Source organism: Kitasatospora sp. NPDC034023 (genome assembly GCF_055575795.1).
This window is the reverse complement of the sequence record NZ_JBVIRY010000015.1, coordinates 122,786-135,189: the sequence shown is the minus strand read 5'-3', so window position 1 is coordinate 135,189 and position 12,404 is coordinate 122,786. Positions and strand designations below refer to the sequence as shown.

Below are 12,404 nucleotides of genomic sequence, written 5' to 3'. Positions count from 1 at the left end.
ACGAGACCACCCAGCAGCGCGAGAGCGCCGAGGCCTACGCCGACCGCGTCCGCACCGAGGCCGAACAGCACGCCACCGACCTCACCGAACGCACCACCGCCGAGACCGCCGAGATCCGCACGGCCGCCGACACCTACGCCGCGCAGGTGCGGGCGGAGGCCGAGCAGGCCGCCGGCGAACTGCGCGCCCTCGCCCGGCACGAGACCACCCAGCAGCGCGAGAGCGCCGAGGCCTACGCCGACCGCGTCCGCACCGAGGCCGAACAGCACGCCACCGACCTCACCGAACGCACCGCCACCGAGACCGCCGAGATCCGCACGGCCGCCGAGGCGTACGCCACCGACGTCCGCGAGGCCGCCGACGAGCTGCTGGCGCGCGCCGAGGCCACCGCCGAGCAGCGCCGGGCGGATGCCGCCAAGGACGCCAAGGCCGTCCGCGAGAAGGCCGCCGCCGAACTGGCGCTGGCCAACGAGCAGGCCGGGACCGTCCGGGCCGAGGCCGGCCGCGAGCTGTCCGAGGCCCGCGCCACCGCCGACGGCATCCGCGCCGAGGCCTCGGCCGAGCTGGAGCAGGCCAAGGCCGACCGTGCGGAGCTGATCGCCGCCGCGAAGGCCGAGGGCGCCGAACTGGTCGCCGTCGCCGAGGAGGAGGCCGCCGAGGTCCGCCAGTCGGTGGCCGGCATGCACGAGGCCGCCGCCGAGCAGATCGCCGCGCTCAAGGCCGCCGCCGGGCAGGAGGCCGCCGAGGTCCGCGAGGCCGCCGAGCAGTACGCCACCGAGCTGCGCGAGACCGCCGAGCGCGAAACCGCCGAGCAGCGCGAACTGGCCGACCGGGAGACCGCCGAGCAGCGCGCGGACGCCGAGCAGTACGCCACCGAGGTCCGCGAGCTCGCCGAGCGCGAGACCGCCGAGCAGCGCGAGCTCGCCGACCGGAAGACCAGCGAGCAGCGCGCGGACGCCGAGCAGTACGCCACCGCGCTGCGCGAGCGGACCGAGCTGGAGCTGGCCGCCGAACGCGAGGCCGTCGAGGCCGAGCTCGGCCGGCAGCGCGCCGAGGCCCAGGCCTACGACGAGCACCTGCGCGCGGACGCCGAGGCCGAGCTGCGCGCCGCCCGGGAGGCCGCCGAGCAGCTGCGCGCCGACGCCGAGGCGCAGGCCGCCCGGACCGTGGCCGAGGCCGAGGCCCAGGGCGCCCGGACGGTCGCCGACGCCGAGGAGCTGGCAGCCGGGCTGCGCGCCGAGGCCGAGGAGTACGCCCTCGCCACCCGCACGCTGGCCGACGAGTACGACAGCGCCGCCCACGCCCGGGCCGACGCGTACGACGCGGAGACCCGGGAGGCCGCCGAGCAGTTCGACAAGGCCACCCGCGAGCACGCCAAGTCGGTCCTGGAGAAGGCCTTCGCCGACGCCGAGGCGCTCGGCGAGGACGCCCAGACCACCGCGCTGGCCACCACCGCCGCCGCCGAGGAGCAGGCGGACGCGATGGTCGCCGCCGCCCGCAAGGAGGCCGACCGGCTGGTCCTCGCCGGCGAGGCGGCCGGCCAGGCCGAGGTCGAGAAGGGCCGCTCCGACGCGGACACGCTGCTCGCCGAGGCCCGCCGGGACGCCACCGCGATCCGCGAGCGCGCCGAGGAGCTGCGCGAGCGCACCGACGCCGAGGTGGAGGCGCTGCACGAGCGTGCCCGCAAGGAGAACGCGGCGGCCATGAAGTCGGCCGGCGAGCGGGTGGACGCGCTGGTGACGGCCGCGCAGGAGCAGCTGACCGAGGCCGAGGAGCAGGCGGTGGCCACCGTCGCCGAGGCCGAGGACCGCGCCGCGGCGCTGGTCGCGGCCGCCGAGGACCGCGCGGGCGAGCTCACCTCGGAGGCCTCTGCCGAGGCCAGCAAGGTCCGTCTGTCGGCGGTCCGCAAGGCCGAGGGCCTGCTCAAGGAGGCGGAGACCAAGCTCGCCAACTCCACCGACCGCGCCGAGGCGCTCATCGAGAAGGCGGAGGCGAAGCTGCGGTCGGCCGAGGCCGAGGCCGAGGAGCAGCTGGACCGGGCGGCGGCCGAGGCGGAGAAGCGTCTGCGGGAGGCCGACGAGGCCGCGGACGAGCAGGTCGAGCTGGCGAGGGCGGAGGCGGAGCGGATGCTCGCCGAGGCGAAGGCGGAGGCGAAGCGGGTCACCGACGAGGGCCGGCGCGAGCTGGACGAGCTGGTGCGCCGCCGCAAGGACATCAACACCGAGATCTCCAGGGTGCAGGACGTGCTGTCCGCGCTGGAGGCTTTCGAGGCACCGTCACCGGTCGCCCAGGCCAACGGGGGAAGCAACACCAAGAAGGACGGGGGTGCCAAGGCCGGTGCCGGAGTCGGCTCCCCCCGTTCGGGTGGCAATCGTTCCAAGAACGCGCCACCCGATTGAGCGGACATTGTCCGCGAGAGAACGGCATTTCGCCGTCGACACTCCGGTACCGTGTCAGGATTCCCTCAACCACCTCAGCGGTTTGACGACAGGAAGCCCAGAACCCCATGAGCGACAGTCACTCCCCTCACGGCTTCGACCTGGTGCGCCGTGGGTACGAGCGTGCCCAGGTCGACGAGCGGATCACCAAGCTGGTGGCCGACCGTGACAGTGCCTTGACCCGGATCAGTGCGCTGGAGAAGCGCATCGAGGAGCTCCACCTGGAGACGCAGACCGCCCAGGCGGCGGTCGTCGAGCAGGAGCCCTCGTACGCCGGTCTCGGCGCCCGCGTCGAGAAGATCCTGCGGCTCGCCGAGGAGGAGGCCAAGGACCTGCGCGACGAGGCGCACCGCGCCGCCGAGCAGCACCGCGAGCTCGCCGAGGCCGCCGCCCAGCAGGTCCGCACCGAGGCCGAGAACTACGCCAAGGACCGCAAGGCCAAGGCCGAGGACGAGGGTCTGCGGATCGTCGACAAGGCCAAGAGCGACTCCGCCCAGCTGCGCGCCGAGGCCAACAAGGACGCCCAGAACAAGCGCGAGGAGGCGGACGCCCTCTTCGAGGAGACCCGCACCAAGGCCGCCCAGGCCGCGCTGGAGTTCGAGACCAACCTGGCCAAGCGCCGCGAGCAGTCCGAGCGCGACCTGGCCGCCCGTCAGGCCAAGGCCGAGAAGCGTCTGGCCGAGATCGAGCACCGGGCCGAGCAGCTGCGCCTGGAGGCCGAGAAGCTGCGCACCGACGCCGAGCGCCGGGCCCGCCAGACCGTCGAGACGGCCCAGCGCCAGTCCGAGGACATCGTGGCGGACGCCAACGCCAAGGCCGACCGCATCCGCAGCGAATCCGAGCGCGAGCTGGCGGCGCTCACCAACCGCCGCGACAGCATCAACGCCCAGCTGACCAACGTCCGCGAGATGCTGGCGACGCTGACCGGCGCGGCCGTGGCCGCCGCCTCGCTGCCGAACGACGACACCATGGGCGTGCCCGCCCAGCAGTCGCGCTGACGCCGGCTCCCCCGCCGTACCCCGCCGTACCGCAGGCCCTCACCCGCCCGGGTGAGGGCCTGTCGGCTGTCGCCCCGTCATCATCTCGGGGGGTCTTCTACCGGGGGTAGGCGCCGTCCGGCCGCTGGTACCCGCTGCTGAGCTGGTTGCCCTCGTCGTCGGAGACGGTGCCGAACCAGGAGGTACACCAGACCGACACCGAGTCGGGCCAGTACTGCACCTCGAAGGGGTGGCCGGACCCGTAGTCGCCGTAGGAGGTGACGATGAAGGTCTCCCCCGGGCGCATCCAGTAGTCCTCGCCGAGCGGTTCCAGGGTCAGCTCGACCAGCCCCTCGCTCCGGTTGGTCACGGGCATCCGACCGCTGACCTCCAGCGCCGAGAAGTCCCAGGCCGCCGCGTCCCGGCTCTCCTGGCTCATCCGGCGGCCACCCGGGCGAGCAGGGCGCGGACGGCGGTGTCGAAGGCGTCGGGCGCCTCCAGGGCGCTCAGGTGGCCCACCCCGGGGATGACGGTCAGCTCGGCGTCCGGGCGGGCCCGGACCATCAGTTCGGCCTCCTCCGGCGCCACCAGGGGGTCCTGGGCGCCCGCCACGACCGCCACCGGCACCCGCAGCCCGGCCAGTACGTCCCGGGCGTCCGTACGGGCCGCCATGGCCCGCTGGGCCCAGGCCACGGCGGCCGGCGAGGCGGCGGCGACCATCGTCTCCACCCGCTCCACGAGGTGCTGCGAGTCGGGCCCGAGCTGCCCGGCCGCGACCTGCTCGTCCAGCAGCAGCCGCACGCTGTCCCGCGCGGTGACGGCGGCGGCGATCCGCTCCCGGTTGGCCCGTACCGCGTCGGTGTCGGCGGTGGCGCGGGTGTTGGCCAGCAGCAGGCCGGACAGCCGCCCGGGGTGGCGGCGGGCGAAGGCCAGCGCCACGTAGCCGCCCATGGAGAGCCCGCCGACCACCGCGCGCTCGATCCCGGCGGCGTCCAGCAGCAGTGCGAGGTCGTCCGCGACCCGGTCCAGCGAGGGCTCGTCGACGCCCAGCTCGGTGCCGCCGAACCCTCTCTGGTCGGGGGCGAGCACCCGGGCTCCGTCCCCGGTCAGGCCGGGCAGCGCGTCCAGCTGGGACGACCACATCGAGGCGTTCAACGGAAAGGCGTGCAGCAGCACGAGGGGTGTTCCGGTACCGCTCTCGCGGACGGACACTGCGGAGGGGAGCTCGGTCATGGGCCCACCGTATTCCGGTGCGCCCGGCGGGCCCACTCAGCGGGCCGCGATATCCGCTTTGTCCTAGCCTGACAGAGAGTAAGGGAGCGCGAATGATCGAGTTGCACGACCTGACGAAACGTTACGGCAAGACGCTCGCGGTGGACCGGCTCAGCTTCACGGTCCCCCAGGGCGTGGTGACCGGCTTCCTCGGCCCGAACGGCGCGGGCAAGTCCACCACCATGCGCATGATCCTCGACCTCGACCGCCCGACCGGCGGCCGGGTCACCATCGACGGCAAGCGCTACGGACAGCTCAGCGAGCCGCTCAAGTACATCGGCGCACTGCTGGAGGCCAAGGCCGTCCACCCCGGCCGCACCGCCCGCGACCACCTGCTCTGGCTCGCCCAGAGCAACCGGATCCCGGAGCGACGGGTGGACGAGGTGCTCGCCCTGGTCGGCCTCACCCCGGTCGCCCGCAAGCGGGCCCGCGGCTTCTCCCTCGGCATGGGCCAGCGCCTGGGCATCGCCTCCGCGCTGCTCGGCGACCCGGAGATCGTCATGTTCGACGAGCCGGTCAACGGCCTGGACCCGGAGGGCATCCTCTGGATCCGCAACCTGATGAAGCGCCTCGCCACCGAGGGCCGGACGGTCTTCGTCTCCTCCCACCTGATGAGCGAGATGGCCGTCACCGCCGACCACCTGGTGGTCATCGGCAAGGGCCGGCTGCTCGCCGACATGCCGATGCCGGAGTTCATCCGGCACAACTCCCGCTCCGCCGTACGGCTGCGCAGCCCCGAACCCGAGCGGCTGCTCGACGTGCTGGCCGACGCCGGCCTGCGGCACGAACCGGGCCCGGACGGCTCCTACGAGGTGGTCGACGGCGACCTCGCCCGGCTCGGCGAACTGGCCGCGGCACACGGCGTCGTGCTGCACGAACTCAGCCCGCAGCAGGCCTCGTTGGAGGAGGCGTTCATGCAGATGACGGCCGACTCGGTGGAGTACCACGCGGGCGACGGACCGGGCCGGGACGCGGCCGGCGCACCCGGCGCCTGGGGCGCCGGCTGGAAGGCGGACGGCGCCCGGCAGACCGCCGCGGCACGGCAGGAGGAGAACTGAGATGACGTCCTTCCCGGCGATCCTGCGCTCCGAGTGGACGAAGATCCGCAGCGTCCGCTCGACGGTCTGGACGCTCGCGCTGGCCTTCGTCGTCACCGTCGGCATCGGCGCGCTGCTGTCCCTGCTCACCAACAACAACTTCACCGAGTTCCGCCGCAACGAGCAGTCCCCGTTCGACGCCACCGGGACGGCCTTCGCCGGCATCATGCTCGGCGAGCTGGCCATCATCGTCTTCGGCGTGCTGGCGATCGGCAACGAGTACAGCAGCGGCATGATCCGGGTCACCCTGGCCGCCGTCCCGCAGCGCGCCACCCTGCTCGGCGGCAAGGCGGCGGTGCTCGGCGCGCTCGCCCTGGCGGTCTCCCTGGTGACGGCCTTCGTCACTTTCTTCGTCGGCCAGGCACTGCTCGGCTCGCACTCCACCACGCTCGGCGAACCGCACGTGCTGCGCGCGGTGTTCGGCGCCGCGCTGTACCTGACGATGCTCTGCCTGTTCTCGGCGGGCGTCACCACGATGCTGCACAACCAGACGCTCGCACTGGGCGTGCTGGTCCCGTTCTTCTTCCTGCTCTCGCCGATCCTCTCGGCAGTGCCGAAGGTCAAGACCCTGGCCCACTACTTCCCCGACTACGCGGGCTCGCGGATGCTGCTGGTGTACGAGCAGCACGGCCAGCCGTACGGGCCGTGGGCCGGCTTCGCCATCTGCCTCGCCTGGACCGCCGCGGCCCTGGTCGGCGGCATGCTGGTGCTCAAGAAGCGCGACGCGTAAGGCGGTTCGGCCCGCCCGGCCCCCGCGAAGGACCCTCAGTACCGCGGAGCGCCGCGGCCTCGCAGGATGTTGGAGGCCCGGCGCTCCCGCGCTCCCCAGCACGCGCGGTGCCAGTGCCGCCGGTCGTCCACCCCGGCGCCGTGCATCGGCCAGGCCACCACGTGGCCCACCCCCGCCGGGATCTCCTGGTCGCAGCCCGGGCAGCGGTAGGGCCGCCCCGCCGTGCCCGCGACCGTCTGGACCACCCAGTCGTCGCCCTGGTAGCTCTCGGTACGGCGCAGCGATCCACCGAGCGGGGCGGTCGGCCCGGCACTCTCGCGCGGGGCGGCGCTCTCGCGGGGGGCGGCGCTCTTGATCCGGTTGCGGCGCGGCGACACGGTGGACTGCCTCTCTTCCGGGGGCTCTGGGCCGTTCAAGCCTACGGCCGGCCGACCTTCTGAACGGCCTCTATCACGGGCCCGCCCGACGCTCCGGTGTTTTTGCCGAGATCCACCCGATCATCGGGGAAATTCGGGGTTCAGCGTGCCATTGGCACATGACATCGGATACCCACAAGGGGAACAGGCGGGGCCCGCAGACCCTGCGCGCACCCGAGGAGGCCCAAGGATGACCAAGACCGATGCCCGTGCCGAGACCCGCCGACCCGTCGGGGCCCGGCCGCCCGCCCCCAGCCCGACGCTGACCGCCGTCCCCCCGGTGACGGCCGTCGCGGGCGAGCCGCTGCCCACCGCGCAGCGCGCGGGGGCGCTGCCGGCGAACACCGCGCCGGTGCGGGTCGGGCTGTTCATGCTGTCCGCGCAGTTCCCCGGGCAGAGCCACGGCGAGGCGCTGGAGCGCACCGTCCGGTCCGCCGTCGAGGCCGAGCGGGCGGGCCTGGACAGCGTCTGGCTGGCCGAGCACCACTTCGTCCCGTACGGGGTCTGCCCGGACGCCGCGACGCTGGCCGCCCTACTGCTCGGCCGCACCCGCCGGATCGGCGTCGGCACGGCGGTCAGCGTGCTGTCCACCCGCCACCCGGTGGCGCTCGGCGAGCAGACCGCGCTGCTGCACCTCACCTCCGGCGGGCGCTTCACGCTCGGGGTCGGCCGCGGCGGGCCGTGGATCGACCTGGACATCTTCGGCGACGGCGTGGGCGCCTTCGAGAACGGCTTCCCGGAGCGGCTGGACCTGCTGCTGCGCTGGCTGCGCGGCTCCCGGGTGGGCGCGGACGGCCCGCAGTTCGCCTTCCCGGAGGTGGCGGTGGTGCCGCGGGCCACCGAACCGCTGCGGCGGCCCGGTCTGAGCAGCTGGCTCGGCTTCGACGAGCAGTCCGGCCCGGTGCGCTTCCCGCGCCAGCGCCAGGACGCCGAGGGCCTCGGCGAGGAACTCACCGCCACCGGGCGGCCGGTGGCCGGACCGCCGGTGGTGGTCGCCTGCACCTCGCCGGGCGGGGTGAAGCTGGCCGCCGAGCGCGGCCTGCCGATGCTGCTCGGCATGCACTCCGGGGACGACGACAAGCTGCGGATGCTGGAGCTGTACCGCACCGCCTGGCTGGCCGCCGGGCGCAGCGAGGAGCAGCTGCGCCGGGTCGGCCGCGCGCACGTGGCGGCCGGGGTGGCCCAGGTCGACGACCGCGCCGCGGCGGCCCGGTCCACCCTGCTGGGCTCGATGCCCGGCTGGTTCGAGTACGGGCTCGGCGCCCACCGCACGGTGGACGGCCGCGAGCGCAAGATGCGCGACCCGCGCGAGTACACCGAACTCCTCTGCGACCTGCACGCGGTGGGCACCCCGCGGCAGTGCGCCGACCGGCTGCTGGCCACCGCCGAGCGGACCGGCATCCGCCGGTTCGCCCTGCTCGCCGAGGGCAGCGGCGACCACGAGGCGACCCTGCACAACATCGCCCGGCTCGGCTCCGAGGTGCTGCCGCAGCTGGGCTGAGGACCCGCCGAAAGCGGGCCCGCCGAAAAGGGGCCCGTCGAAAAGGGGCCCGTCACCGACCGGCCCCGCGCCGCCGCGGCGCCGACCGCCTCCGCCCTCCGATGCGGAGGACGGGGGCGGCCGGCGCCGCGGCGGCGGTACCGCCACTCAGCAGTCCCGCAGTTCCTCGGACTGGTTGAGCAGCTGCTCCCGGACGGAGGTGAAGCGCGTGAACCGCGCCTCGTTGGCATCCGAGGGCAGGAACACGGCCACCCGGTGACAGTTCTGGAAGCCCAGCCGTACACCGAAGTGGCGCTGCAGGGCGCCCCGGATGGCGTCGCTGGCCAAGGCGCGCAGCAGCTGGCCACGGGCCTGCTCGCTGGGCGGCGGTACGTGGTTGTCGGCGAAGTCGGTGCCGTCGACCTTCGCCTGGGCGACCAGCGAGCTGATCAGGTCCCAGGCGTACGGCAGGGAGACGCGGACGCAGTCGACGAATTCCCGCTCGTCGACCTCGCCCCGCTCGGCCTTCTCCAGCAGGGCCGGTGAGACGTCGAGCGACATGGATTCTCCTCTCGCGGTCCACCCGCGCGGCGCCCGGGTGGTCGTGCGTAGTCCAAGCTCAGGTGAGGGTGAGCGAAATCGCGTGTGGTGTCCGGAACACCGTGGGACGGGGGTTGCCGGCACCTTCGCGACCAGCGGTGGCGGCACGGGACGTGACGCCCCGAACACCGACCGCGCTCAGAACAGCGTGGCAGTCAACGACGGGGCAGGCCGGTCATTCCTGCGGATTGCTTCGGAAATACGCTGCGGTGCACCAGATTGGCCGGATCCTGTCGGATCGTTCATCTGAAGTCTCCATCCCCGTTGACAGCGATCCCGCGAGCGTGCCGTCACACACCGTAGCGACCAGATGGGATGGGCGCCAGACCGCGACGAGCGGGAGCGGAATTGCCGAACCTCAATGTTCGCGGGGTTCGCGCTTTCTTCACCCCGTCGTCGCGGAATCGCATCAACTGGCCCCGGTGGGCTAGCGTGGTCGACCGTGCGTCTCGTAATTGCCCGCTGCTCAGTCGACTATGCCGGTCGGCTCTCCGCCCATCTGCCCTCCGCCACCAGGCTCATCCTGGTCAAGGCCGACGGCAGCGTCAGCATCCACGCCGACGACCGCGCCTACAAGCCGCTCAACTGGATGTCCCCGCCGTGCGCCCTCAAGGAGGCCGACGGGGTCTGGACGGTGGAGAACAAGGCCGGCGAGAAGCTCATCATCACGCTGGAGGAGGTGCTGCACGACTCGTCCCACGAGCTGGGGGTGGACCCCGGCCTGATCAAGGACGGCGTCGAAGCACACCTCCAGGAGCTGCTCGCGGACCGGATGGAGGTGCTCGGTGCCGGCTGGTCGCTGATCCGCCGCGAGTACCCGACCGCGATCGGCCCGGTCGACATCCTCTGCCGCGACGCCGACGGCGCCACGGTGGCCGTCGAGATCAAGCGCCGCGGCGAGATCGACGGCGTCGAGCAACTCACCCGCTACCTCGAACTCCTCAACCGGGACCCGCTGTTGTCCCCGGTCAAGGGCGTCTTCGCCGCGCAGGAGATCAAGCCGCAGGCCCGCGTGCTGGCCACCGACCGCGGCATCGGCTGCGTGGTGCTGGACTACGACGAACTGCGCGGCATCGACGACGACAAGCTCAAGCTGTTCTGACCGGTCAGCCCGACGACGTCGAAGCCGACGGGCTGGGCACCCCGGTGGGGGTGGCCGTCGCGGTCGGCGTGGCGCTCGGGGTCGGCGTGGGCGTGCTGCCGGTCGGCTTGGGCGACGTCGGCTGAGGCGTGGGCGGCTGGGGCTGCGGCGTCGGCGGCTGCGGCTGTCCCGGTACGGGCGGCTGCGGCGGCTGCGGGGCCTGCGACCCGGTCGCCCCCGGCGAGGAGCTCGGCTTCTTCGTCGGCGAGGCGCTCGCCGAGCGCGAGGCGCTGCCGCTCGCCGTCGGCTCCGGGCTGCCGCTCTGCGTCGCCGGGCCGCCCGGCGCGGTTGCGACCGCACTCGGGGAGGCGCTGCCGGAGGGCTGCGGGAACGGCGCGTCCTGGGCGCCGCCGCCCTCGTCCAGCCGACCGCTGTGCGGGTCCTTCGACGTGTGCTCGTCCGGCCCGGTGAGGCTCATCGCCACCGCCGTCCCGAGCACTCCCAGGGTCAGCACGACCGTGGTGACCACGGCCACCCGCCGCCGCTTGCTGGACTTCAACCGGGCCGGCACCCGGGCGGCGATCTTGCGGATGACCGGCGCGCGACCGGGCCCCGTGGGCGTGGCGGCCGGCAGCTGCCGCCCGTCGGCGCGCAGCAGGTCGAGCATCCGGCGCGCGGAGGCCACCCCGCGCTGCTCCCCCGCGGACACCCGCAGGGTGAGCGCGGTCTCCAGCTCCGCTACGGCCCGGGACGGCTGCTGGACGCAGATCGCGTGCACACCCGACTCGTGGTGGAACCAGGCCTGGTCGCTCGCCGAGCCGGCCCGGCGGGCCGCCTCCAGGCCGAGCTGCAGCACCCGTTCCCAGGCCCCCCAGCGCAGCGCCAGCGCCAGCGCGGGCGCCGCCGCCCGGGCGAGCCGGACCACCGCGTCGTGGCGTCCGGCGGCCCGGTCGGCGAGCAGGACGCCGATCAGCACCTCGGCCTCGGCGGCGATCTGGTCCAGCGTCACCGAGCTGTGCCCGACCCACCAGGCGAAGTGCTGGGCGGCGCCGTCCACGCAGCCGAGCGCCGGCCAGTGCGGGAGGAGCAGGTCGAGCGCGCCGGCGGTCAGTCGGTGGTGCCCGCCGATGGACACCGCCAATCCGGCGTCGGCGAGTTCGGCGAGGGCGGCCTCGCCCAGGCCGACGTCGATCAGCGCGGGCAGGTGCGGCGCGGTGGGGCATTCCCCGCCGAGGGCGACGGCGAGCCGCAGCACGGCCTGCGCGGGCTCGCTCAGCCCCTCGGCGAGCCGGACGGCGGGCGAGGCGGTCTCGGCGACCGAGGGCAGCGGGACGGTGCGGCGCAGGGCGTTCTCGCGGATCGCCGGGTCGGGGTCGCGGACGGGCCCCTCGACGGCGCCGAAGACGTCCATCCGGTCGTCCTCGGCGGCGACCAGCGCGTCCACCGAGACGTCCCGCTGGCGCAGCAGCGCGGCGGCCTGGACGAAGCGCAGCGGCAGGCCCTCGGACTCGAACCAGAGGTCCACCGCCCAGGCCTTCTCGGCGACGTCCAGCGGCCGCCCGGCGAGCCGGGCGGTGAGGGCGAGGCAGGCGGCGCGGGAGAGCCCGGCGACGAGGTGGTCCTGCATCCGGGAGCCGGCCGACAGCGGCGGGCTGTCCGGGGCGACCGAGACCAGGAAGGCGCAGCCGGGGGCGACGGCGAGCAGGTGCTCCAGCTCGTCGCCGGAGAGCTCGGCGGTGTCGATCACCACGACGGCGCCGACCTCGGCGAGGTGGGCGGCCAGCCCGCCGGGATCGGGCCGGTAGCCGGGGGCCTGGTGGGTGGCCGCGAAGAGGTCCTGGAGCAGGTCGGCGACGGTACGGCGGTGGCCGCAGAGCTGGACGACACCGCCGGGGGCGAGGTCGGCGGCGGCCTCGGCGACGGCCGACAGCAGTGCGCTGCGACCGGAGCCGGCCTGGCCGACCAGGCGTATCGAGCGGCCCTCGGCGAGCAGGCCGAGCAGCTCGGCGATGTCCGCCTCGCGGTCCAGCAGCGGCAGGTCGGCGGGTCCGGCGCCGAGTGCGAGCGGGCCGACCGCGCGGCCGACGCCGCCGACCGGGCCGCGGGCGGGCTCGCTGCGCTCGATCCGGCGCGGGCGGGGCCGCCACTCCTCGGGGCAGGGCCGGGCCTCGGAGCCGTCCGGGGCGCCGACTCCCACCAGCAGGGCGCCGGAGACCAGTTCGCCGCCGCGGGTGCGGGCGGCCTCCTGCCGGATCTCCCCGGATGGCTGTGCCACGTTCTGCTCCGCATCGTGCTCGGCCGCCGGCGCCCCGC

General features: G+C 74.4%; 10 protein-coding genes and 1 pseudogene. 6 read left to right on the top strand and 5 right to left on the bottom strand.

The window, feature by feature from the left end; all coding sequences use genetic code 11:
* A pseudogene (locus ACZ52R_RS21015) lies at window positions 1–2,399 on the top strand (hypothetical protein); the annotation flags it as partial.
* 107 nt (window positions 2,400–2,506) lie between these two features.
* A complete protein-coding gene (locus ACZ52R_RS21010; protein WP_189915750.1) occupies window positions 2,507–3,436 on the top strand; it encodes a coiled-coil domain-containing protein in 930 nt (309 codons plus the stop codon).
* A 97-nt stretch (window positions 3,437–3,533) separates the two neighbouring features.
* Here ACZ52R_RS21010 and ACZ52R_RS21005 read toward each other — a convergent pair whose 3' ends face one another.
* Together ACZ52R_RS21005 and ACZ52R_RS21000 are read right to left on the bottom strand one after the other, a co-directional pair.
* Entirely contained in the window at window positions 3,534–3,854 is a 321-nt protein-coding gene (locus ACZ52R_RS21005) for a hypothetical protein (RefSeq protein WP_360498659.1), read from the bottom strand.
* Entirely contained in the window at window positions 3,851–4,648 is a 798-nt protein-coding gene (locus ACZ52R_RS21000) for an alpha/beta fold hydrolase (RefSeq protein ID WP_465617652.1), read from the bottom strand. The genes ACZ52R_RS21005 and ACZ52R_RS21000 overlap by 4 nt, the downstream gene beginning before the upstream one ends.
* Before the next feature lie 92 nt (window positions 4,649–4,740).
* On the opposite strand from ACZ52R_RS21000, the gene ACZ52R_RS20995 reads away from it, so the two are divergent.
* Entirely contained in the window at window positions 4,741–5,745 is a 1,005-nt protein-coding gene (locus ACZ52R_RS20995; protein ID WP_465617651.1) for an ABC transporter ATP-binding protein, read from the top strand.
* A 1-nt stretch (window position 5,746) separates the two neighbouring features.
* The gene (locus ACZ52R_RS20990; RefSeq protein WP_465661129.1) at window positions 5,747–6,514 is read left to right on the top strand and encodes an ABC transporter permease; all 768 of its coding nucleotides are present in this window, start codon (window positions 5,747–5,749) and stop codon (window positions 6,512–6,514) included.
* Window positions 6,515–6,549: 35 nt separating this feature from the next.
* Here ACZ52R_RS20990 and ACZ52R_RS20985 read toward each other — a convergent pair whose 3' ends face one another.
* Window positions 6,550–6,891: an ATP/GTP-binding protein gene (locus ACZ52R_RS20985; RefSeq protein WP_360498651.1), complete on the bottom strand. Its 342-nt coding sequence runs from the start codon at window positions 6,889–6,891 to the stop codon at window positions 6,550–6,552.
* A 391-nt stretch (window positions 6,892–7,282) separates the two neighbouring features.
* Here ACZ52R_RS20985 and ACZ52R_RS20980 point away from each other — a divergent pair, with 391 nt between their 5' ends.
* Window positions 7,283–8,431: an LLM class flavin-dependent oxidoreductase gene (locus ACZ52R_RS20980; RefSeq protein WP_465617783.1), complete on the top strand. Its 1,149-nt coding sequence runs from the start codon at window positions 7,283–7,285 to the stop codon at window positions 8,429–8,431.
* 147 nt (window positions 8,432–8,578) lie between these two features.
* Here the strand turns inward: ACZ52R_RS20980 and ACZ52R_RS20975 are convergent, their stop codons facing one another.
* Window positions 8,579–8,971: an SCO5389 family protein gene (locus tag ACZ52R_RS20975; protein ID WP_360498649.1), complete on the bottom strand. Its 393-nt coding sequence runs from the start codon at window positions 8,969–8,971 to the stop codon at window positions 8,579–8,581.
* 481 nt (window positions 8,972–9,452) lie between these two features.
* On the opposite strand from ACZ52R_RS20975, the gene nucS reads away from it, so the two are divergent.
* A complete protein-coding gene (gene nucS / locus ACZ52R_RS20970; RefSeq protein WP_360498647.1) occupies window positions 9,453–10,112 on the top strand; it encodes an endonuclease NucS in 660 nt (219 codons plus the stop codon).
* Window positions 10,113–10,116: 4 nt separating this feature from the next.
* Here the strand turns inward: nucS and ACZ52R_RS20965 are convergent, their stop codons facing one another.
* Complete coding sequence (locus ACZ52R_RS20965) at window positions 10,117–12,366, bottom strand: ATP-binding protein (protein WP_465661131.1); 2,250 nt, start codon at window positions 12,364–12,366, stop codon at window positions 10,117–10,119.
* Window positions 12,367–12,404 lie beyond the last annotated feature (38 nt).